Raw genomic sequence first — 21675 nt, 5'->3', positions numbered from 1 at the left:
CGTGCGGATCGTCGTCACCAACTGCAACACCACGCAGGAGATGACCGAGGAGATCGTACGAGGTGCCCGGGCCGCCGCAGGCCCGGGCACCACCGTGCTCGGACTCACCCCCGCGTGGGGCCCCGAGTCCGCGGAGGGCTGGCTCGACAGCTACCTCTCCGCGGCGGCGGTCATCGACCTGCTGCGCACGTACGAGGGTCCTTCCTACGACGCCGTCGTCATGGCCGGCTTCGGCGAGCACGGACGGGAGGGTGTCCGGGAGCTGGTGGACGTGCCGGTCGTCGACATCACCGAGGCCGCCGCCCACCTGGCCTGTCTGCTCGGCCGGCGCTACGGCGTGGTGACCACGCTGGAGCGGTCCTGCGGGCAGATCGAGGACAGCTTGGAGCTGGCCGGGGTCGGCCGCAACTGCGCGGCCGTGGTCAGTACGGGCCTCGGCGTGCTCGACCTGGGTGACGAGGAACGCACCGGGACCGCCTTCCTCGCGGCGGCCGAGCGGGCACGGGAGGCCGGCGCCGAGGTGCTGGTGCTGGGGTGCGCCGGGATGACCGGGCTTCAGCGGACGGTGGGGGAGAAGCTGGGGGTTCCGGTGGTCGACGGGGTGGGCGCGGCGGTGAAGCTGGCGGAGTCGCTGGTGGGCCTCGGGCTGGGTACGAGTCGGGTGGGCGGCTATGCGAAGCCGGTGCCGAAGAGGCGGGTGTGGGGAGCGCGGTCGGACTGATCCGATCCCGCTCAGGGACGCCAGACGTACCGCACGTCCGGCTCCCGCTCCTCGTTGCCGCTGCCGTCGGTGCGTTCGGCCTCGACGAAGCCGTGGCGTTCGTAGAAGCGGTGGGCCGGCTTGTTGACCTGGAAGGTCCACAGGGTCAGTCCCCGCGGGCTGCGTTCCTTGGCGAGCGTGACGAACCGGTCGCCGATGCCGCGCCCCCGCCAGCCGGGGTCGAGGTAGAGCTGCGAGAGCTCGTCTCCGGCGAGGACCATCAGTCCGACGATCGCGCCGGTCCCGGAGTCCTCGGCGACCCAGGTCTCCCGCAGGGGCACGACGACGTCCCGGATGTAGGCGCGCACCTCGTCGTCGGACCGCGGCCGTACCACCGTCGGCAACGCGGCGGCGAAGGAGCGCAGATACACGTCGGCCGTGGCGGAGGCGTCGGGCGCGGTCGCCCTGCGGATGACCACCGCGCTCACGGTGCCGGCACCTGCGGCACGTGCGGCACCACGGCCGTCGCCGTGATCTCCACCAACTGGCCGGTGTACCCGAGGCAGGCGACCCCGATCAGCGTCGACGAGTGCGGGCCGGTGCTCAGCCCGGACGCCTCGACGACCTCCCACACGGCGGAGAGTACCGCGGGCTCGCTGCTCACGACATGCACATCGGTCGCCAGTACATGCTCCAAGTCGCTGCCGACCGCGTGCAGTTGCTCCCGCAGGTTCGCGATCACCTGCTCGGCCTGCCACGCGGGATCCCCCTCACCCACGAGATTCCCCTCGGCGTCCAGCGGCACGGACCCGGCGAGGAAGGCCAGCTTCGTGCCGGCCTCGACGACGGAGGCGTGGGAGTAGGTCGGCGGCGGGAAGAGGCCCGGGGCGGTGACACGCTGGATCACGTGGACTCCTGTGACGGACGGCGGACAACCTTTCGATCATCGGGGGCGGGAAGGCGGGACCGCACCTGAATTTCCGGCCCCGACCGGCGTTCGCACTCCTGGGCAAGGTCCGGGTACGCCTGGGAGATGGCCGCGTGGACCCTGCGCCGCAGCAGCTCTTCCGCGGCCGCGCGTCCGGTGCGGCCGGACAGCTCGTCGAGGATGCCGTCGTAGCGGGCCAGCCGGTGGCGGAGGTAGTCCACCTTCCAGCGGTCGAGGTCGAGGTCGCGGTCGGATGTGCGGGCGTCTGGCCCGGCGCCCGACGGCCCGGGCCCGCGCCCGGCCACGCGGTCGCGGTACTCCACGGCCAGGGCCGTCAGTCTCTCCGGGTCCAGTACCGGAACCTCGATCGGCTCCGCCGCGATCCTGGCCAGCACCTCCCGCCGCCTGCGCAGCGCGGCCTCCTTCACCGCGGCGGACCGCCGGGCGGCAACCGCCGACAGCGCCCGGAACTCCTCGCTCCGCTCCGCCGCCTCGACCCGCTCGACGCCGTAGAGACGGGTCGGCGGGGCCGTACGGAAGAACGGGTTGGCCCGCCGCAGATCGGGCTCCCCGAGCAGCCGGCGAATCATCCCGGCGGTCCAGCCGCGCGCCCGCAGCCCGGCGGCGGACAGATGCGTGCGGTGCGCTCGCGGGTCCGGATCCTTCTCGTACGTCGTCATCGCAGATTCCCCCGTCGTCGTGACACTGAGTGACGACTTCATTGATAACGCGTGCCACTGACAATCGGCCCCCGTGCATCCGTGGAGCGGTCCTCCCGTAAATCCGTGGAGCGGCGCTCACGGGCTTCGTACGCTGCGCCCATGCCCCCCACGCTCACCGACGCCGTCTTCCTCGACACCACCGCCGAACGTCTCGCCGCCCTCCCCGCCGTCCGGGCCGTGGCCCTCGGCGGCTCCCGCGCGCAGGGGACCGCCCGGCCGGACAGCGACTGGGACCTGGCGGTCTACTACCGGGGCGCCTTCGATCCGGCCGATCTCCGCGCCGTCGGCTGGCAGGGCGAGGTGTCCGAGATCGGCGGCTGGGGCGGCGGGGTGTTCAACGGCGGCGCGTGGCTGACGATCGACGGCCGCCGGGTGGACGTCCACTACCGGGACCTCGACGTGGTGGAACGGGAGCTGACGGAGGCGGAGGAGGGACGGTTCCGGGTGGAGCCGCTCCTGTTCCATCTCGCGGGCATCCCCACCTACCTGATCGTCGCCGAACTAGCCGTCAACCAGGTCCTCAGGGGCGATCTGCCGCGCCCCGCGGCCTACCCGGCCAAGCTCCGCGCCTCCGCCGCCGCCCGCTGGCGGGACACCGCCCACCTCACCCTCGCCTACACCGAGACAAACCACGCCCCGGCCGCCCGCCTCACCGAGACAGCCGGCGCCCTCGCCACGGCCGCTGCCCAGATGGGCCACTCGGTACTGGCGGCCCGGGGGGAGTGGGTGACGAACGAGAAGCGGTTGCTGGAACGGGCCGGGCTGCGGGAGGTCGACCGGATCGTCGAGTCCCTGACGGCCTCGCCCGAGTCCGCCGTCCGCGCGGTCGCGGAGGTGCGCGAGCTCTTCGACAGGGTGCACTGAGCGGTCGTAGGGCCGCCGTCGGCGCACCTTCCGGGGTTGCGTTCATAAAGAACGTGGCTTTTGCATGCATCTTCACACGCGGGTAACACAACCGGTCGGGACCGTCCGAGAACGGGATCTACCGTGGAGGGCACAGCCCAGCGCCCGGCCACCGTCGCCCGGAGGCACACCCCCGCCTCGATCAGACGACAGGAGCCCCGTGTCACTCGCCCTACCGCCCTGGCTCGCTCATGCCCTCCGTGCTCAGCGGGGGCCGATCCCGTGGAACGCGGTCGCGCGGGGGGCCCTGTCCGCCGGGCCCGTCCTTCTCGTCGCCGTGCTCGTCGAGCAGACCTCGGTCGGTGTCGTCGCCGCCATCGCCGCCATGCTCGCCGGGATCAACGACCGGCCCGGGAGCCGGCGGGTCTCCGTGAAGAGGATCGGGGTGCCCGCGCTCGCGGGTGCGGTCGGGATGGTCGTGGGGACGTACGCGGGGGAGTACGTGGGGGCCGTGCGCCTCACCGTTCTGCTCACCCTCGTCGGGCTGGTCGCCGGCGGCATCAGCGCTGTCGGGCCCGTCGCCTCCGCGGCCGGTACGCAGTTGCTCGTCGCGTCGGCGATCGGGGCGGGCATGCCGCTGCCGGAGGAAGGGTGGCTGCGGGCCGTCGCCTATCTCGGCGGGGCCTGCTGGCTGCTCGCGCTGCGGCTCGTGCTGCCCACCCCCGGCGCCCTCGTCGGGGACTTCCGGTTCGACGGCGAGCGGAAGGCCGTCGCCGAGGTGTACGACGCCGTGGCCGACCTGCTCGACGCCGTGGGCACCGAACACGCCACCGCCCGCCGCGTCGCGCTGACCGCCGCTCTCGACCACGCGCAGGACGCGCTCACCGGGCCCCGGCTGCGGCGGTACGCCAGCTCGTCCGCAGAGCGGCGGCTGCACGCGCAGTACGCGGCCGCGCTGCCGCTCGCCGAGGCCGCCACCGCGCTCGCCTGGGCGGAGGAAGCGGTGCCCGGACGGGCCTCCGCGGGGCCCCGGAGGCTCGCCACCGCCGTACGGGAGAACGCGCGCACCGGGCCGTTGCCCGCGCCCGACCGGTCCGGGCCCGCGCTGCGGGCGCTCGACGACGCGTTGCTGCGGGCCGCCGAGGCGTTCGACCGAGGGCGGGGCGAGGATCTGCACACGCGCCGGCTCACCGTCCGGGACCTGCTGGGGTCCGTCTTCGGGGCCGGCGGGCGGGAGTACGGGCTGCGGGTCGCCCTCTGCTTCGGGGCCAGCGTCGCCGTCGCACAGGCCCTGCACCACTCCCACTGGTACGGGGAGCACGCGCACTGGTACTGGCTGCCCGCCACCACCGTCTTCCTCGTCAAGCCCGACCTCGGACCGCTCGTCTCCCGCGTGCTGTGCCGGGCCGCCGGAACCGTCCTGGGCGCGCTGGTCTTCGCCGGGTTCGCGCTGGTGCTGCCCCGGCCCGAGGGGCTCATCGCGGTGGTCGCCGTCAGCGGGGCGCTCATCCCCGTGGCCACCCGGCACTTCGCCGCGCAGACCGCCGTCGTCACGGTCCTCGTCCTGGCGCTCGTGATGGTCGGCGGCGAGCCGCAGGCCTCCGCCAGCCGGATCACCGAGACGCTGCTCGCCTGCGCCATCGTGCTGATCGTCGGGCATCTGCCGATGCCGGGGCAGCGGGGCGGGGCAGTACGGTCCCGGCTGGCCGCGGCGGGCGCGGCCGCGGAGGCCTACCTCACGCACGTTCTGGAGGAGACCGCGCGGTCGGGCCCACGGGCCGCCGAGTCCGCCGTACACGACACCGCCGAGGTCCCGATCGAGGGCATCCCCGCCGAAGACTCCCGTGCCCTGCGCTGGACCCTCCGTCGTGAGGCCTACCGCGCGCTCGCCGAGGCCCGTACCGCCATCGCCCTCGCCGCCGCCGAACTCCCCGCGCTCGCCGGGCACTCGGAGGGGGCCGACGAGATCGTCGCCGTGCTGGAGCGGATCGTCGACACGACCACCGCGTGCGCCGTCCACCTCGACGACTCCGGACGACTCACCTCCGAACAGGTCGACCGGCTCACCGAACTCGTCGACGAGCTCGGTCGACTCGACCAGGGGCGGGTCGGGATCCGGCTGCCCGAAGTCCCCGTCCTCCGCTAGGAGTTACACCCGTACCCACACCGGGGCGTGGTCCGAGCCGGGTGTCCCCACCCGCTTCCCGGGGTTCTCGTCCACCGACGGCAGGACCAGGGCGTCGTCCCGGTGCTCGGGCAGACCCGTGCCCGCCTCCGCGATACGACGGGCCAGACGGTGGCTCACCAGGACGTGGTCGATCAGTTCGGGGCGCCCGAAGCTGACGCGGGAGAAGCGGCGTTCCTCGGGTATGCGCGGGGCGATGTCCCACAGCCGGAACGGATCGCCCAGGTCGGGCTGTTGGAAGGCGTGAGGTCGGTCGAGCTCGGATCCTGGCGGGCCGAGCAGGATCTGTGTGGTGGCGGCGTTCACCACGTCGTTCATGTCGCCGAGGACGATCACGTCCCGTTCGGTCCCGGCGCCTTCGAGCAGGAAGTCCGCGAGGGCGCGCAGGGTCGTCGCCTCGGCCGCCCGCCGGTAGAGGGCGTAGGCGCCGAAGCGGGCCCGTTCGGCCTCGTCGTGCGGCTGGAAGCGGCTCCTGCCCCCGGCTGCCGGATACGACAGCAGCTTCGACTTGAGATGGGCGACCGCCACCTGGAGCAGCCCGTCCCCGGTCTCCGTCTCCACCGCGAGGAAGCCGCGGCTGGTCTCGCGGTCGTGCGCGTTGGGCTCGGTGCCGTCGTCGCCCTGCACGGGGCGCAGTCCGTCCGCGAACACGTGGGTGTCCCGCCGTATCCGCAGCGGCGTACGGCTGAGGAAGCCGACCCGGATGCCCCGGCGGTCCGCGTGCCGGGACAGCGCGATGTGCCACTGCCCGCCGACGGCCTTGACCAGGTCGGCGAGCGTCTCCTCCTGCCTGACCTCCTGGACGCCCAGCAGCGCCGGGTCGAGCGCGGTGATCACGGAGGCGAGGGCCTCCACTTTCGCCTCGTACTCGGCCTCGGTCCTGGGGGCGCCGTCGCCGCTGCGCGGCAGCATCAGATTCTCCAGATTCCAGGTGCCGACGAGCATGCCGAACCCCTTCCGGAAGGCGTACGACGGGCGGTGGTGAGGCCAGGGTGCGCGCGCCGGCGCCGCCGCGACAGAGCGGCGACGGGATGCGCGCTTCACCCACTGCGAGGGCACGACCGCGTCGTACGGTGCCTGTATGACGCCTTCTCCCGCAGGTCTCATCATCTCCCGCTGCACAGTGCTCACGCACGACGATCAAGAGCGGGTGGAGTTCGTGCGGGACGCCGCGATCGTCGTACGGGACGGTGTTGTCGAGTCGGTGACCAGCAGTGCGCGGGCGGAGGAACTGCCTGCCGTGGAGCGCATCGACGCGCGGGGGCAGATCGCCCTTCCCGGGCTCGTCAACTGCCACACCCACGCGCCCATGGTCGCCCTGCGCGGGATCGCCGAGGACCTGCCGACCGAGGAGTGGTTCAACGACGTCGTCTGGCCGATCGAGTCCAACCTGACCGAGAAGGATGTGGAGTTGGGGGCTCGGCTGGCCTGTGCCGAGATGATCCGGGGCGGGGTCACCTGCTTCGCCGACCACTACTTCTCGATGGACGCCGTCGCCGCGGTCGTCGAGGAGTGCGGCATCCGCGCGCACCTCGGCCAGGCGTACTTCTCCTCGCAGGGGCCCCAAGGGCGGGAGGAGTCCCTGGAGTTCGCGCTACGACACCGTGGTGCCGCCGGTGGCCGCATCACCACCGCCCTCGCCCCGCACGCGCCCTACACCGTCGACGACACCGACCTCGCCGCGACCGCCTCGCTGGCCCATGAGCACGGGCTCCCCGTCCACCTCCACGCCTCCGAGAACCGCGACCAGGCCGAGACGAGCCTCGCCCGGCACGGCGTCACGCCCGTCGAGGTGCTGCGGCGCACCGGGATCCTCGACACGGACGTCCTGATCGCGCACGGCAGCGGCATCCTCGACCGCGACCTCCCTCTCCTCGCAAGTGCCGCCGGTCGTACGGCCGTTGCCACCGCGCCCCGCGGCTACCTCAAGTTCGCCTGGCCCACCACCACGCCCGTCCGCGCCCTGCGCGACCTCGGCATCCCCGTGGGACTCGCCACGGACGGCGCCGCCTCCAACAACTCCCTCGACGTGTGGGAGTCGATGGCGCTCACCGCGCTGATCCAGAAGTCCACCACCGGCGACCCTCGCTGGCTGACGTCCCGCCAGGCACTGCACCACGCGAGCCTCCAGAGCGCCCGCGCGGTCGGACTCGGTGACGCCGTCGGCAGCATCGCGCCCGGTCGCCGAGCCGACATCGTCCTGGTCGACCTCACCGGCCCGCACACCCAGCCCGTCCACGACCTCGCCGCGACCCTCGTCCACAGCGCCCGCTCCTCCGACGTCCGCACGACGATCGTCGACGGGCGTGTGCTGATGCGGGACCGGGAGCTGCTGACCATCGATGTGGACGCCGTCGTCCGGGAGTTGGGGGAACGGATGCCGGAGCTGCTGGACCGCAGCCATGGCCGGCGGATCCAGGACTACAAGAACTGAATTCCGGTCGCGGAGAAGCATTTTGACGCCAACCGTCGGTGATCGGGCGGTCGCGTCAGGTGGTTCCGGGCTACCTATGAGAGCCGGAGCACACCTGTCTGACGGGGAGGGCCGGCCGGGTGGAACTGACGATCGACGTTGCGTTACTGCTCGCTGTCATCATCGTCGTGCGGCTGCGTCGACGGACGGAGGCACGGAGTCGGAACGACGAGAAGCTGACCGTGGCGATCGTGCTGGTCTTCGGCATTCTGATCGCTCCCACCGCCTTCGGGCACGGAGTCGTGGACGTGGTCTCCCAACTCGCTCGAGGCGTCTCCGAGTCGGGCAGCCCATGATCCCGGCACCGCTGGACCGGCGCCGGCGCCGTCGCCCGTGGACGCGGCCGATGGCCTACCTCGACCACCCCTACGGCATGTACCGGCGCCGACGCGACACGGCACGGGTCGACCGCATCGCGTCGTGGAGCCGGTCGGCGGCGTTCCGGATCGGCGCCCGCAGCCGTTCGACGCGACGCGGGGCGCAGAGCCGCTCGACCGCGCGCCCTGGAGTTGTCGTCGAGACTGTCGCGCGCGGTCGTGCGAGGGCCGGCAGGCCGCGAAGGAGCTCGCGCGGACCCCCGGCCGGGCGCCCACCGTCGCCGAGCTGGTTGACGAGGGTCGAGACGGAGTTCCCGGCCAGGTGCACGGATCCGGGTGTGGTCGGGCGGATCTGTGGTGAGCGGGTCGGCGTCGAGGGCGGGGCGGTACGGAGAAGCCCTTGCGTCCCCGCCGTGGCAGGGGCCTCTCGTCCAGCGCTCGCCGAGCCCGCTCCACGGTGGCGCACCTTCCTGCGCGCCCGGGCTGCTCACGCTGCGGGTGTCGTACGGGAGAAATCTCCCGCCCCACCGATGAGTTCCACCCCTCCCCCCGGTCACCACCTCGAACGGACCGTTGCACAGGAGGGACCCCATGGCGCTTCCGGAGATCGTCTCGCGGGACGAATGGCGCGCGGCGCGCGAAGAGCTGCTGGTCAAGGAGAAGGCGGCCACGCGGGCGCGGGACGCCCTCAACGCCGAGCGGCGCAGACTGCCCATGGTCGAGGTGGAGGAGGAGTACGTCTTCGAGGGCGGTGACGGCAAGGCGACCCTGCTCGACCTCTTCGAGGGGCGCGGCCAGCTCGTCGTCTACCACTTCATGTTCGCCCCGGAGTGGGACGCGGGCTGCCGGAGCTGCTCCGCGTTCCTGGACCAGATCGGGCACCTGGCCCACCTGAAGGCACGGGGGACGACGTTCGCGGCCGTGTCGAGGGCGCCGTACACCAAGATCCTGCCGTTCAAGGCGCGGATGGGATGGACCGTGCCCTGGTACTCGTCGTACGGCGGCGACTTCAACCGCGACTTCGAGGCCACTGTGGAGATCGACGGGGAGCCGGCCGAGCGGCCCGGCATGAGCTGCTTCCTGCGCGACCGCGACCGGGTGTTCCACACCTACTCGACCTATGCGCGCGGCCTCGACGGACTCGGCTCCACCACCAGCCTCCTCGATCTCACCGCACTGGGCCGGCAGGAGGAGTGGGAGGAACCCAAGGGGCGCGCGTCGGCTCTTGGGGCGCCTGCGGGCAGTGTGCGCATTCGTTATCACGATGAGTACGAGGACTGATACCTAAAGCGACGGAAGTGATCGGTGAGTAGCCGGAATCTCACGCTCCGCGCTGAACGCGTGTCAACTACGTCTCAGTACGGCAACTCACCGAGGCTTTCCGGCCCCGGAAGGCGTTAACTCCTACAAGTGCTCCTACGGGTGAGTACACGCTTTCTGGAGGTGCAGGGTGGTGAACGGGCGAACAGTGCTCGAACGCTTTCCCGCTGGCGGGCCGCGTGGATCGTGGCCGGCGGAGGAGTTCGCGCAGGCGAGGCGTCTTGAGGGACTTCAGGCGGAGGTCGTCATGGACCTCGCGTCCGACATGTTCCTGGTGATCGTCCGCAGTGGAGAGGCGGCGGTCGACGCCCTCGCATGAGGTCAGCCCGCCTCCTTGGCGGGCACCTTTGGCGCGAACTGCTCGGCCTGGAGCGAGTACAGCTCCGCGTAGACACCGCCGGAGGCCAGGAGCTCCTCGGGCGTGCCCGACTCCACGAGGCGGCCCTGCTCCAGGACGTGCACCAGGTCCGCGTGGCGTACGGACGCCAGGCGGTGGGTGATCAGGATGACCGTCTGACCGGTGCCGGCCAGGGCGCGGATCTTCTCGAAGACCTCCAGCTCGGCCCGGGCGTCCAGGGCGGCCGTCGGTTCGTCCACGATGAGGATGTGGCCGCGCCGGTAGGCGGCCCGCGCGATCCCCAGCCGCTGCCACTGCCCGCCCGACAGCTCGTGCCCGCCGCTGAAGTTGCGGGCCAGCAGCGTGTCCAGGCCGCGCGGCAGATCGGCCAGCACCTCCCCGGCCCCGGCCTCCGCGACCGCTCCGGACACCCGTTCGTCGGTCAGCGGCGCCGACGCGCGGCCCACCGCCACATTGACGCGGGCGGTGAACGGCCACCGCTTGAAGTCCTGGGCGACCATCGCGACCCGCTCGGCGAGCAGCCGCCGGTCCGCGTGCGCCGCGTCCACCCCGTCCCACAGGATCCGGCCCCGGTCGGGGGCGTACAACCCCGCGAGCAGCTTCACCAGGGTGGTCTTGCCGGAGCCGTTCTCACCGACCAGCGCGACGATCTTGCCGAGCGGCACGGTGAGGGTCACGTCGTCGAGGGCGGGGCGGGCCGTGTCCCCCGGGTAGCCGAAGGTGACGTTCTCGAAGCGGATCTCGCGCGGCTCTTCCGGGAGCGCGACCCCGCCCGCCGGGATCGCCCACTTGGCGGCCTCCTCGTAGAGCCGCTGGAGGTCGCCGACGAAGAGGGCCTCCTCGTGCAGCGCGTTCATCTCGACGACCAGGGTGTTCAGGCTCTGTGAGCCGGTGCGCACGGCGATCACGGCCGTTCCGGCCACCGACAGGGCCATCGCGCCCCCCAGCAGCAGCCCGCCGAGCGTCGCGTACGTCGCCACCGTGGCCAGCCCCGTCCAGGCCGCGGCGATCAGCCCGGTGCGGGCCGCGAGGCGGGCCAGCCGGGCCTGCTCCGCCTCCGCGGTCTCCGCCATCGCGCGGTAGTGCCTGAGCAGGAACGGGCCCACCCCGTGGACCCGGATCTCCGGCGCCGACTCCGGCTCGATCAGCAGGGCGCCGAGGAGCCGGCCGGCCCGTACGTGCTGCACCCAGGTGTGGAAGGACTCGTACTGGCGGCGCGCGATGGTCAGGGCGCCCCAGCCGCTCGGGATCGTCATCGTGACCAGCAGCGGCAGCAGCGCGGGGTGCAGCACGGTCAGCACGCCCGCCGCCGCGATCAGCGAGATCATCGCGTTCACCACACGGGTCGCGAACGAGATCATCCGGCGGGCCGAGGCGGCACCGTACTGCGCGGTGTCCAGCAGCTTGTGGAAGGCGTGGTCCTCGATCGCGGCCAGCTCCACGGTGGCCGCCTGCTCCAGATACCGCTCGGTCGCCACCCGCTCGACCTTGGGCTCGAGACGTCCCGTGGCGTACGTGGACGCCGCCCGCAGCAGCGCTCCCACCATCATGACGGCGGCCATCGTCACCAGCGCGGGCACGGCACCCCGCAGCCGGTCCTCCAGTGCGCCCCCGCCGATCAGCCGCCCCAGCACACTGTTGACGGCGAGCAGGCTCACGGCCTGCGTGAGCCCCCGACCGACCTCGGCGACCAGTACGATCCGCGCGGCCCGCCGGTCGGCCTGCCAGGCCAGCCGCAGACTCCCCGAGAGCAGCGAGGGCAACCGCGCCACCATGGCCCGGAACCCCAACTCCAGAAACGCGTCGGCGTGCGAGTTCCACCCCGCGTCGTACCGCAACGGCCCCCCGAACAGCAGCCGCTCGGACTCGGAGACTCCGGGTTGCTCAGTTCCGCCCCGCCGTTTCCCCACCGCAGGCCTCCCCCGATCGTGGACGGGGCAACTATGGCGGGGTGGGCAGTACGGGGGGAGGGCGCAGAGGCAAGTGCGGCGAGAGCGCGGGCGCACACCTGGGAGCGCCGGAGACGGTGACCCGCCGAGGGGCGCGGGGTTGTGCCGATGTGCGCTCCGCCGCGCGGGCGCGTCAAGCCGCCAAGGCCAGCGCGCGGCTGTGTCGATGTGCGCTCCACCGCGCGGGCGCGTCAAGCCTCCAGGAGCCCGCCCCCGGCCGACGGCCTAACCGGCGGAGCTGACCGGCCGTGACCAGCTGGGAGTGGTCCCCGTGAGGCGGCACAACGCCAGGTACAGGGGTATGGGCGGCGTGTACGGCAGCGTCCCCTCGGCCCGGTGCACGAGGGACGGCACCACCGGGGCGTCCGGAACAACCGCCCCGGTGGCGTACTGGGCGGGCGTGGGCCACTGGAGCGCGTAGTCGGAGTCGGCCGGAACGAGCCACCACCAGTGCGTGGCATCGGCGTACACGCATCCGACCCGCGGCAGCCGGGACACGAGCTGCTCGCTCAACAGCACCGGCACCCCCACCGCGTCGCAGCCCAGCGGCACGGTCATCCCCTCCGGCACGGCCAGCTTGTGCGGTGCCGCCGGCGTGCGCAGCCCGCGTCCGAGGCGGACCAGCGTGTCCAGGGTCAGCACCTGGCCGCCGGGTCCGCTCCTCACGCCCATGCGCCCGCGCCCCCCGCTCCGTGCTCGCGCGCTGCCCCCTCGGGTGCCGCTCTGTGATGCTCCTCGGCCTCGTCCCCCTGGCCGGGCTCCCCGGAGGGCACCGGCTTCGGGCGCGCCCCCCAGCCCAGGTCGTTGCGCGGGCCGGTGTCCTGGCGGGGCCCGTCCGCCTTGCGGGGCAGCTCCGCCCAGACCAGCAGCCCGGGGCCGTGCTCATGGGCGCCCCACGCGTGACAGAGGGAGTCGACGAGGAGCAGTCCCCTCCCGTGCTCCTCTTCGCCGCGCTGCGGGGACGGATGCGGTTCACCCGGCGCGCAGCCCTCGTCACGGACGGCTATCCGCACCAGGTCGTCGTTGTCGTGCAGCTCGCAGACCACACGGCTGCTCGCGGTGTGCACGATGGCGTTGGTCACCAGCTCGGAGACCACCAGGGCGGCCGAGTCGCAGGTGTCCTCACAGACCGACCAATGGGTCAGCCGCGCCCTCGTCAGGCGTCTGGCCTGCGCCGGGGAACCCGGATGCGCGGCCAGCTCGAATCGGAACCGGCGCCGGGCAGCGGCCCTGTCGGGCCCCAGTCCCGCGACAGCACCGAGACCCTGGGGGCGGTCTTCGGCAGCGTCTGTTCCTAAGGGCGGGGACGGAATCACGCTTGCCACTATCGCCCCGTCGTGAACACTTGGCAAGTGTCACTCTGAAAAATGCAGAGTGCTGTGTGACGCGGTCGGGGGCCGTGGCACACTGCTCGCAACAGCATGTCGAGCGGCGCCAGTTGGGATCACCGGAGATCCGTACGTACCGGTTTGGTATCCGTACAGATCTTCGAATCAGGTCTTCGAATGGCGCCGCTGGCCTGTCAGCATGCTGGTGACTGTGACGCCCGTACATGACGTGACGCGCCGAATGTGACTCAGTGGAGGTGGAGCGTGAGCGAACCGCGGTCCGCGCCGACGGTCGGCCAGGTCGTCCTCGGTCGGCGCCTGCTGGACCTGCGGGAACGCGCCGGGCTCAAGCGCGAGGAGGCCGCCCGCGTCCTCCGCGTCGCCCCCGCCACCGTCCGCCGCATGGAGATGGCCGAGGTCGGGCTCAAGATCCCCTACCTCCAGCTCCTGCTGAAGGCGTACGGCGTCTGCGACCAGGAGGCCGAGGACTTCGTCCAGCTCGCCGAGGACGCCAACCGTCCCGGCTGGTGGCAGCGCTTCCACGACGTGCTGCCCGGCTGGTTCTCGATGCACGTCAGCCTGGAGGGCGCGGCCGCGCTCATCCGCGAGTACGAGCCGCACTTCGTGCCCGGACTGCTCCAGACCGAGGACTACGCGCGTGGCGTCCTGCGCTCGGGCGCCATCGGTCAGACCAGCCCCGAGGACATCGAGCGCCATGTGGCCCTGCGCATGGAACGGCAGGGACTGCTCACCCGTCAGGACGCGCCCCGCTTGTGGGTGGTCATGGACGAGACCGTGCTGCGCCGCCCCGTCGGCGGCCCGGAGGTGATGCGTGCGCAGATCGACAAACTGCTCGAGGCGACGAAGCTGCCCAACGTGACGCTCCAGGTCGCCCCGTTCGCCAACGGGCCGCACCCCGGGACGTACGGGCCCTTCGTGCTCTTCCGATTCGCCGTGCCCGAACTTCCGGACATGGTCTACAGCGAGTACCTGACCGGCGCGGTCTATCTGGACGCGCGTGTCGAGGTGGCGACCCACCTCGAGGTCATGGACCGCATGGCGGCGCAGGCCGCTACGGCACATCGCACGAAGGAGATCCTGCGGGATCTCCGCAAGGAGCTGTGAATGAACCGCATCAAGCCCCGTCTCCCCGTCTACAACGGCATGCCCGCCCGGGAGCTGGGGAGCGAAGGCTGGCACAAGCCGTGGAGCGGCGGCAACGGCGGCAACTGCCTGGAGGCGATGAAGCTCGCCGACGGCCGGATCGCCGTGCGCCAGTCCACCGATCCGGACGGACCGGCGCTGATCTACACCACCGACGAGATGACCGCGTTCATCGAGGGCGCGAAGGCGGGGGTGGCCGACTTCCTGCTCTCCTGACCTCGTTGCTCAATTGGCTGGGTAAGCACTGACGGTTGACACCGACTGAAAGAGGCCTCAGAACCAGAACCAGAACCAGGACGCCACGCCTCGCGGAGCATCCACCGGCCTGCTGACGGCCACCGCCGGCAGGGGTGGATGCTCCGCCTTGTCGGGGCTGAGGTTCTACGACTCCCGCGTTCCGCCCGGCGTCAGCGCCCCGCACAGCGCCTCCAGTGCCGCGCCGTACGCATGCTCGGGGGGCGTCGCGTACCCCACGACCAGACCGTCGTCGGACGGCATGTCCGTCTCCGGGTGACGGAACTCCGCGAGTCCGTCGAGCGCGACCCCTTGCCGGACCGCTGCCTCGACGGCGGACGGTTCGGTGCCCGGCGGCAGCCGCAGCACCGCGTGCAGCCCCGCCGCGACCCCGCTGACCTCGATGTGCGGCGCACGCTCGGCCAGCGCCGCGACGAGCCGGTCCCGTCGGCTCCGGTAATGCTGCCGCATCCGCCGTACGTGACGGTCGTAGGACCCGGAGACGATCAGGTCGGCGAGGGCAAGTTGGTCGAGCACGCTCGCCCAGGCCTCCCGATCGCCCTTGGCGGCGAGTACGTCGCCGACGTACCGCTCGGGCAGCACCATCCACCCCAGCCGCACCGCGGGTGACAGGCTCTTGCTCACCGAGCCGATCAGGATCACCCGCTCCGGGTCGAGGCTCTGGAGGGCGCCGACGGGCTTGCGGTCGTAGCGGAACTCCCCGTCGTAGTCGTCCTCCAGCACCACCGCCCCACGCGCGCGTGCCCAGTCGACCACCGCGGCCCGCCGCTCGGCGTGCAGCGGACCGCCGGTGGGGAACTGGTGGGCGGGCGTGAGCAGTACGGCCCGCTCACGGGCCAACCGGTCGACGCGCGCGCCGTGTTCGTCGAGGGGGAGCGGCACGGTCCGTACACCCTCGGCCGCGAGTAGCTCCCGCTGGAAGGGCAGTCCGTACGCCTCGACGGCGAGCGGACCGCGTAGGACCTGTCCGCCTCCGCCCCGGTTTCCGGCTCGATCCACGTTTCCGGTCACGCCTCTGCTTCCGCCTCCGAAGAGCAGCCGCAGAGCGTGCGCGAACCCGGAGCAGATGACGATCCGGTTCGGCTCCGTGCGCACGCCACGCGCGCGTGCGAGATATGCGGCGAGGGCGGCTCGCAGCTCCGGCCGCCCGGCGGGGTCGCCGGGGCCGAAGGCCTCGTTGGGGGCCTGGTGGAGGGCCCGGCGGTAGGAGGCGAGCCAGGCGGAACGCGGGAACGCGGAGGCGTCGGGAGTGCCCTGGCGGAGGTCGTGCCGGGCGGACCGGTCGTGGCGCGGGGCACGCGCGCGTGGGCGAGGTGCGGATGCCTGCGCCGTCACGGCGGGGTGGAGCGGCAGGGCCCGTTCGGCGACGCGGGTGCCGGAGCCCTGGCGGGCGGTGAGCCAGCCCTCGGCGACGAGTTCGGCGTAGGCGTCGGCCACCGTGTTGCGGGCGACGCCGAGGTCGGCGGCGAGCGAACGGTACGGCGGCAGCCGCGTGCCCGGGGCGAGCCGCCCGCTGCGTATGGCGTCACGCAGCGCCTTGCCGAGAGCGGCCCGTCGGCTTCCCGGCGCGGAGAGCTCCAGGTGCAGGTCGGAGCCGATCCGCTCCGCGTAATTGACCCATGATTCCACCATGGAAATGCACCCTACAGCCGGTCTATCCGACCCGTAGATTGATCACATGACCACGACGAACCAGCATGTGACAGGTACGGCTCGACTGAACCTCGCGAAGGCCGCACCGAAGGTGTTCCGGGCGCTGCTCGGCTTCGACACGGCGGCCCGCGAGGGCCTCGACCCCACCCTCGTCGAGCTGATCCAGATCCGCGCGTCCCACCTCAACCACTGCGCGTACTGCCTCCACATGCACACCAACGACGCCCGCAAGGCCGGCGAGACCGAGGACCGCCTCCACATGGTCCCGGTCTGGCGGGAGGCCCGCCATTTCTTCACGGAGAGGGAACAGGCGGCGCTCGCCCTCACGGAGGCGGTGACGCTGGTGGCCGACGGGGGAGTCCCCGACGCGGTCTACGCGCAGGCCGCGGCCTGTTTCGAGGAGCAGGAACTGGCCCACGTACTGTCCGTGATCCTCACGATCAACACGTGGAACAGGGTGGCCCTGGCGACGGCGAAGGTGGCGGGGACGGATGAGCGGGAGTGAGCGGTCGCGGTGAGGGGCGGGGGTGAGGGTGGGGGGGAGTTGTCGGAGGGGGGCGAGGGTGAGCGGCCGGCGGTGAGGGGGGCGAGGGTGAGCGGCCGAAGGCGCGTGGCCGGAGTCGGCGGCTGAGGTCCGGGCTGGTGGCTGAGGTCGGGCCGTCGGGGAGCTCCGGGCTCCGCGCTGCCCTACACCGTCATCGGCCGGTCGTACGGCCCGATCGGGGACGGCAGTTGCGAACTCCCCGTCAGATACCGGTCGACCGCCGCCGCGACCGCCCGCCCCTCCGCGATCGCCCACACGATCAACGACTGCCCCCGAGCTGCGTCCCCCGCGGCGAACACCCCCGGCACATTCGTCCCGAACCCCGCGTCCCGCGCGACCGTCCCCCGCGGTTCCATCTCCAGCCCCAACTGCTCCACGAGCCCGTCCCCCCGATCCGGCCCGGAGAACCCGAGCGCCAGAAGTACGAGGTCGGCGGGCAGCGTCCGCTCCGTCCCCGTCACCGGCCGCCGCGCCGCGTCCACCTCGACGAGATGCAACGACCGCACGTGCCCGTCCTCGTCCCCGGTGAGGCGCAGCGTGGACGCCGCGAACAGGCGAGCGTCCGCATCCGCCGCGGGAGCCGTCGCCAGATCACGGGCCTCCTCGTGCGCCGCCGACAACCGGTAGATCTTCGGGTACGTGGGCCACGGCTCGACATCCTCGTCCCGCTCGCCCACCGGCTGTGCGTAGATGTCCAACTGGGTGACGGACGCGGCCCCTTCACGCACCGCCGTCCCCAGACAGTCGGCCCCCGTGTCACCGCCGCCCACAATCACGACATGCTTCCCGGTGGCCGACATCGGGGACACCGCCAGTTCCCCCTCACACACCCGGTTGGCCCACGGCAGATACTCCATGGCCTGCTGGACCCCGGCCAACTCCCGCCCCGGCACGTCCAGTTCACGCCACGCCGTGGCCCCCGTGGCGATCACCACCGCGTCGTACCGGGTGCGCAACTCCGCCGCCCCGACATCCCGCCCGACCGCGGTGGACGTACGGAACTTCGTCCCCTCGGCCCGCATCTGCTCGATCCGCCGCTCCAGATGGCGCTTCTCCATCTTGAACTCGGGGATGCCGTACCGCATCAGCCCGCCGAGCCGGTCGTCCTTCTCGTAGACGGCGACCGTGTGCCCCGCCCGCGTCAACTGCTGTGCCGCGGCGAGCCCGGTCGGCCCCGACCCGATCACCGCGACGGTCCGCCCGGACAGCCGGTCCGGCGGCCGGGGCGGCGCGAACCCGAGTTCCCAGGCCCGGTCCGCGACGGCCACCTCGACGTTCTTGATGGTGACCGCCGGCTGGTTGATGGCGAGCACACACCCCGCCTCACACGGCGCCGGACACAACCGCCCCGTGAACTCGGGGAAGTTGTTCGTGGCGTGCAGCCGGTCGGCGGCCTGCCGCCAGTCCTCCCGCGAGACCAGGTCGTTCCACTCGGGGATGAGATTCCCCAGCGGACAGGCCTCGTGGCAGAAGGGGATGCCGCAGTCCATGCAGCGGTCCGCCTGCTTGCTGATGATGGGCAGCAGCGCACCCGGGACGTACACCTCGTCCCAGTCCCCGACCCGCTCCTCGACCGGCCGCCGGGGCCAGTCCTTGCGCGGGGTGGTCATGAATCCCTTGGGATCGGCCATGGCCGTCTTCCTCGCTCACGCTGGTGACGCTGACGCGTCCGACGTGGCCGTGCGTCATCGGGCGGCACTCCTGCGGAACTTCTTTCGGCCACGATACGACTCCTCGGCCACTCGCGCAGAGTGCCGGCGAACCGCCGGGCCAGCGCTTTCCGGACCGGGGCTTGTGTGCGCGCTCAGGTGAGGGCCAGGACGTACGCCAGCGCTGCCGCGCCCGAGGCGACCGCGCGCACGTGGTTCCACATCGTCCACTCGCGCACGTACGTCGGCCAGTACGCCGCCGCCTCCGGGGTGCCCGGGTCCAGCTTGAGCAGGGCGTCGTTGCGAGGCACGTTCGCCACCATCGTGAGCCCGAACGAGCCGAACAGATACAGCGCGCTGCCCACCAGCAGCTCCACGGTCCCCTCGCCCGGCCACAGCACGAACGTCACCACCGCGATCACCGCGCACAGCACCGCGGAGCCGGCGAACACGGCCATGAACGGCGGCCGCACCGCGCTCACATTGATCGCGTTCATCGCGGCGACGCCCTGCGCGGGCGGCAACGCGGCGAGCCCCCTCATCACGAACGTCGAGAACGCGCAGAACACCCCGGCCACCAGCGCGGTCCCGAGCACCCCGAGCACGACCAGCACGAAGTAAGGCCCCTCGATCATCTCAACACCAGCTCCCGCTTCCGGCCCGGCACCACCCGTCCCCACCAGTGAATCCCGCCCCCGCCCCCTCGAACCATGGCCATTCCGCGCACCTCCATAAGCAGACGTCCACCTCCACGAGCCGCCCATCCCCGCGAGCCGCCCATCCCCGCGAGCAGCCCTTCTCCACGAGCCGCCCGGAGCCTCTTCACACCGGTTGCCCTGGGCGGGGACCCCGTGATGTGAGGCAGCCCGGGGTGGGCTCGGGACCCCGTGATGTGAGCAGCCCGGGGTGGGCTCGGGACCCGGTGATGTGAGGCAGCCCGGTGTGTGGCTGGGGGCCCGGTGACGTGAAGCGGCCCGGTGTCTGGCTTGCGAGCGGCCGTGTGAAGCGGCCCCGTGCGAGCCTCGCGACCGGCGATGCCGCCGAGCGGACCGGTACCGGGATCGTCAGCCCGCCTCCTCCTGTGCCACCAGCCCAGGATCCCCCCACCCCCTCAGTACCGCCTCCACTCGCCCCGAGATGCGCCGCCGAGCCTCATGCCGTGCCACCCCGCTCATCAGCAACGCGTCGTACGGAGTGTCCACATGCCGTACGGACGCCACCACCGCCGACACCACCGCCCCCTCCGACAAGGCCCGCCCCGCCGCACTCCGCCCCACTCGCCCACTGCCCCGCAGGGACGCGTGCGAGGCGATGGCCCGGGCCCGCTCGTCAGGACACCCCGGGAACAGCCGCCGTATCTCCGCGGCGAACGCCTCCGCGAACCGCACGTCCTCCACAGCCCGCCGCCGCGCGTCCCGCACCCGGCGCCGCCGTCGTGCCTCCGCGTCAGCCAGACATCGCTCCTCAGCCCGCGCCAGCCCCACCTCCTCGACCAGGACGCCCTGCCGCTCGTAACGCCCCTTGCGCCGGTTGAAACGCACGACCACCGCCGACAGCGCACTCTCCTCCCGCGACCGACGCGTGAGCGCCGTGTCCCCCCGCGGCAGGAACACCAGGTGCCCCAGGTCGGCGCAGTCGAGGCACCGAGGCGCACCGCCCTCGACGACGAGCAGCGGCAACGGCCCACCACGGCACTCCGCACAGTGCCGCCTCCTCAACGGCTGGACCACGATCAGTCCGCCACGGGCCGGGGGAGTCGCGAGGCCTGTCATGAGGGGTTCATCCCCGGCCGCACCCACCCCCGACACCCAGCACCGATACCGGTGTCCGCCACGATCTCGTCGACCGTCGCCACCGCGAGTTCCCGTACGACAGAACCACCGACGAAGCACCCCCACCCTCTCCCACCCGCACCCTCGCCCCCTGCGACGGGACGCGACGGGACCCTCCTCCCCACCGCCCGCAACTGTCCGCTGCCCTCCGGCACACAAGCACGACGCATCCCGAACATCACCTGACGCATCATGGCCGTGTGCGACTCGAAGCGATCACCTGGGACCGGCTCGGTGAGCGGCTGGCCGACCGGCTCCTCGATCTGAAGCCCGCCGACGGCAGCCCCTGGCCCCGCGTCGCCCTCGACGGTGCCCCGGCAGCCCGCCCGGGCGAACTCGCCGAACGGGTGGGCGACGCCCTGCGAATACGCGGCCGCCCTTCGCTCGTCGTCGGCACGGAGGGCTTCCTGCGCCCCGCCTCCCTCCGTCTGGAATACGGCCACCACGACCTGGAGGCCTACTACGACGGCTGGTTCGACACCGGTGCCCTCTGGCGCGAGGTCTTCGGCCCCCTCGAACCCGGCGGTGACGGCCGGGTCCTGCCCGACCTGTGGGACCCCGTCACCGACCGCGCCACCCGCAGTCCCTACGTGCACCTCCCGCCCGGCGGCGTCCTGTTGCTCCACGGCCCCCTTCTGCTGCGCCACTGGTTCCCGTTCGACCTGACCGTCCACGTCCTCCTCTCCGAGGGCGCCCTCCGCCGCCGTACCCCCGAGCCCGACCACTGGACCCTCCCCGCCTACGAGCGCTACGGCGACGAGACCGACCCGGCCGGCACCGCCGACGTCCTGGTCCGCGCCGACGATCCCCGCCACCCGGCGTGGAACGGCTGAACCGGCCGATCGTGGGTGATGGCGCCCCTGCCCGACCCCGGGGCCGCCGCTACCGCCGGGTTCCGGGTGCGGGCCCCCGTCGGCGCGGTGAGAATGAAGTGCGCCGGGACTTGCGGTGCCGCCCGCGCCGCGCCGGCCGTCCGGCACCGGGAGGTACTCCATGACCACCGCCGGAGACATCATGCACCGGGGTGCCCAGTGGATCCCCGCCCACGAGACCCTCGACCGCGCCGCCCAGTTGATGCGCGAACTCGGCGTCGGAGCCCTGCCCATCAGTGACGCGAACGAACGGCTGTGCGGCATCCTCACCGACCGCGACATCGTCATCGGCTGCGTGGCCGTCGGCCGCGACCCGGCCGAGGTCACCGCCGGCGAGATGGCACAGGGCACACCCCGCTGGATCGACGCGGGCGCCGACGTGGCCGACGTCCTGCACGAGATGCAGGAGCACCGGATCCGCAGGCTCCCCGTCATCGAGAACAAGCGCCTGGTGGGCATGATCAGCGAGTCCGACCTGGCCCGGCACCTGACGGAGGAGCAGATCGCCGGCTGGGCCGAGAGCGTCTACGCACGCTCCGCCACCACCCACTGACCCGTCCTCGCTCCCTTCCCGCGTACGACC

At 72.4% G+C, this 21675-nt stretch carries 23 protein-coding genes; 12 read left to right on the top strand and 11 right to left on the bottom strand.

The genetic code is table 11. From position 1 onward, the window contains the following. Nucleotide 1 precedes the first annotated feature (1 nt). Nucleotides 2-721, top strand: a complete 720-nt coding sequence (locus ABZ098_RS01260; protein ID WP_356586008.1) for an aspartate/glutamate racemase family protein — start codon at nucleotides 2-4, stop codon at nucleotides 719-721. An 11-nt stretch (nucleotides 722-732) separates the two neighbouring features. Here ABZ098_RS01260 and ABZ098_RS01255 read toward each other — a convergent pair whose 3' ends face one another. From ABZ098_RS01255 to ABZ098_RS01245, 3 genes are read right to left on the bottom strand one after another with little or no spacing between them, the layout of a single operon-like run. Then, nucleotides 733-1188: a GNAT family N-acetyltransferase gene (locus ABZ098_RS01255; protein WP_356586007.1), complete on the bottom strand. Its 456-nt coding sequence runs from the start codon at nucleotides 1186-1188 to the stop codon at nucleotides 733-735. Then, nucleotides 1185-1607, bottom strand: coding sequence for a RidA family protein (locus ABZ098_RS01250; protein WP_356586005.1), 423 nt, complete (start codon nucleotides 1605-1607; stop codon nucleotides 1185-1187). Before ABZ098_RS01250 ends, ABZ098_RS01255 begins: the two co-directional genes overlap by 4 nt. Then, nucleotides 1604-2308 (bottom strand): hypothetical protein, encoded by a 705-nt coding sequence (locus tag ABZ098_RS01245; RefSeq protein WP_356586004.1) that lies wholly within the window; start codon nucleotides 2306-2308, stop codon nucleotides 1604-1606. Before ABZ098_RS01245 ends, ABZ098_RS01250 begins: the two co-directional genes overlap by 4 nt. 141 nt (nucleotides 2309-2449) lie before the next feature. On the opposite strand from ABZ098_RS01245, the gene ABZ098_RS01240 reads away from it, so the two are divergent. Beyond that, the gene (locus ABZ098_RS01240; protein WP_356586002.1) at nucleotides 2450-3214 is read left to right on the top strand and encodes a nucleotidyltransferase domain-containing protein; all 765 of its coding nucleotides are present in this window, start codon (nucleotides 2450-2452) and stop codon (nucleotides 3212-3214) included. Between the two features lie 199 nt (nucleotides 3215-3413). Further along, the gene (locus ABZ098_RS01235) at nucleotides 3414-5339 is read left to right on the top strand and encodes an FUSC family protein (RefSeq protein ID WP_356586000.1); all 1926 of its coding nucleotides are present in this window, start codon (nucleotides 3414-3416) and stop codon (nucleotides 5337-5339) included. A 3-nt stretch (nucleotides 5340-5342) separates the two neighbouring features. On the opposite strand, the gene ABZ098_RS01230 is transcribed toward ABZ098_RS01235, so the two are convergent. After that, nucleotides 5343-6323 (bottom strand): endonuclease/exonuclease/phosphatase family protein, encoded by a 981-nt coding sequence (locus ABZ098_RS01230; RefSeq protein ID WP_356585998.1) that lies wholly within the window; start codon nucleotides 6321-6323, stop codon nucleotides 5343-5345. Nucleotides 6324-6459: 136 nt separating this feature from the next. On the opposite strand from ABZ098_RS01230, the gene ABZ098_RS01225 reads away from it, so the two are divergent. The 4 genes from ABZ098_RS01225 to ABZ098_RS01210 all read left to right on the top strand — a co-directional run bounded on the left by ABZ098_RS01225 (nucleotide 6460) and on the right by ABZ098_RS01210 (nucleotide 9807). Beyond that, nucleotides 6460-7812 (top strand): amidohydrolase, encoded by a 1353-nt coding sequence (locus tag ABZ098_RS01225; RefSeq protein WP_356585996.1) that lies wholly within the window; start codon nucleotides 6460-6462, stop codon nucleotides 7810-7812. Between the two features lie 119 nt (nucleotides 7813-7931). After that, entirely contained in the window at nucleotides 7932-8147 is a 216-nt protein-coding gene (locus ABZ098_RS01220) for a hypothetical protein (protein ID WP_356585994.1), read from the top strand. Between the two features lie 612 nt (nucleotides 8148-8759). Beyond that, complete coding sequence (locus ABZ098_RS01215; RefSeq protein ID WP_356585992.1) at nucleotides 8760-9449, top strand: DUF899 domain-containing protein; 690 nt, start codon at nucleotides 8760-8762, stop codon at nucleotides 9447-9449. Nucleotides 9450-9621: 172 nt separating this feature from the next. Next, a complete protein-coding gene (locus tag ABZ098_RS01210; RefSeq protein WP_356585990.1) occupies nucleotides 9622-9807 on the top strand; it encodes a hypothetical protein in 186 nt (61 codons plus the stop codon). A gap of 2 nt (nucleotides 9808-9809) precedes the next feature. Here ABZ098_RS01210 and ABZ098_RS01205 read toward each other — a convergent pair whose 3' ends face one another. From ABZ098_RS01205 to ABZ098_RS01195, 3 genes are all read right to left on the bottom strand, one after another. After that, nucleotides 9810-11756, bottom strand: a complete 1947-nt coding sequence (locus ABZ098_RS01205; RefSeq protein ID WP_356585988.1) for an ABC transporter ATP-binding protein — start codon at nucleotides 11754-11756, stop codon at nucleotides 9810-9812. Nucleotides 11757-12020: 264 nt separating this feature from the next. Then, on the bottom strand, nucleotides 12021-12467 hold the full coding sequence (locus tag ABZ098_RS01200; protein ID WP_356585986.1) for a hypothetical protein: 447 nt from the start codon (nucleotides 12465-12467) through the stop codon (nucleotides 12021-12023). Beyond that, nucleotides 12458-13120 carry an ATP-binding protein gene (locus tag ABZ098_RS01195; protein ID WP_356585984.1) on the bottom strand — a complete coding sequence of 221 codons (663 nt, stop codon included), beginning with the start codon at nucleotides 13118-13120 and terminating at the stop codon, nucleotides 12458-12460. Before ABZ098_RS01195 ends, ABZ098_RS01200 begins: the two co-directional genes overlap by 10 nt. A gap of 267 nt (nucleotides 13121-13387) precedes the next feature. On the opposite strand from ABZ098_RS01195, the gene ABZ098_RS01190 reads away from it, so the two are divergent. Together ABZ098_RS01190 and ABZ098_RS01185 are read left to right on the top strand one after the other, a co-directional pair. Beyond that, entirely contained in the window at nucleotides 13388-14248 is an 861-nt protein-coding gene (locus ABZ098_RS01190) for a helix-turn-helix transcriptional regulator (RefSeq protein WP_355745540.1), read from the top strand. Then, nucleotides 14249-14503: a DUF397 domain-containing protein gene (locus tag ABZ098_RS01185; RefSeq protein ID WP_007381290.1), complete on the top strand. Its 255-nt coding sequence runs from the start codon at nucleotides 14249-14251 to the stop codon at nucleotides 14501-14503. A 165-nt stretch (nucleotides 14504-14668) separates the two neighbouring features. Here the strand turns inward: ABZ098_RS01185 and ABZ098_RS01180 are convergent, their stop codons facing one another. After that, the gene (locus tag ABZ098_RS01180; RefSeq protein ID WP_356585982.1) at nucleotides 14669-16174 is read right to left on the bottom strand and encodes a PLP-dependent aminotransferase family protein; all 1506 of its coding nucleotides are present in this window, start codon (nucleotides 16172-16174) and stop codon (nucleotides 14669-14671) included. Between the two features lie 46 nt (nucleotides 16175-16220). On the opposite strand from ABZ098_RS01180, the gene ABZ098_RS01175 reads away from it, so the two are divergent. Then, on the top strand, nucleotides 16221-16700 hold the full coding sequence (locus tag ABZ098_RS01175; protein ID WP_356585980.1) for a carboxymuconolactone decarboxylase family protein: 480 nt from the start codon (nucleotides 16221-16223) through the stop codon (nucleotides 16698-16700). A gap of 182 nt (nucleotides 16701-16882) precedes the next feature. On the opposite strand, the gene ABZ098_RS01170 is transcribed toward ABZ098_RS01175, so the two are convergent. From ABZ098_RS01170 to ABZ098_RS01160, 3 genes are all read right to left on the bottom strand, one after another. After that, a complete protein-coding gene (locus ABZ098_RS01170) occupies nucleotides 16883-18370 on the bottom strand; it encodes a glutamate synthase subunit beta (RefSeq protein WP_356585978.1) in 1488 nt (495 codons plus the stop codon). A gap of 173 nt (nucleotides 18371-18543) precedes the next feature. After that, nucleotides 18544-19023: an anthrone oxygenase family protein gene (locus ABZ098_RS01165; RefSeq protein ID WP_356585976.1), complete on the bottom strand. Its 480-nt coding sequence runs from the start codon at nucleotides 19021-19023 to the stop codon at nucleotides 18544-18546. Nucleotides 19024-19452: 429 nt separating this feature from the next. Continuing rightward, entirely contained in the window at nucleotides 19453-20160 is a 708-nt protein-coding gene (locus ABZ098_RS01160; RefSeq protein ID WP_356585975.1) for a DUF2293 domain-containing protein, read from the bottom strand. 260 nt (nucleotides 20161-20420) lie between these two features. Here ABZ098_RS01160 and ABZ098_RS01155 point away from each other — a divergent pair, with 260 nt between their 5' ends. Beyond that, complete coding sequence (locus tag ABZ098_RS01155; RefSeq protein WP_356585973.1) at nucleotides 20421-21053, top strand: uridine kinase; 633 nt, start codon at nucleotides 20421-20423, stop codon at nucleotides 21051-21053. Between the two features lie 160 nt (nucleotides 21054-21213). Continuing rightward, nucleotides 21214-21645: a CBS domain-containing protein gene (locus tag ABZ098_RS01150; protein ID WP_356585971.1), complete on the top strand. Its 432-nt coding sequence runs from the start codon at nucleotides 21214-21216 to the stop codon at nucleotides 21643-21645. Nucleotides 21646-21675 lie beyond the last annotated feature (30 nt).

The sequence above is a fragment of the Streptomyces sp. NPDC006335 genome (assembly GCF_040612795.1).
GTDB lineage: Bacteria > Actinomycetota > Actinomycetes > Streptomycetales > Streptomycetaceae > Streptomyces.
The sequence above is the reverse complement of the archived record's forward strand: the minus strand, read 5'-3'. Positions and strand labels throughout refer to the sequence as shown.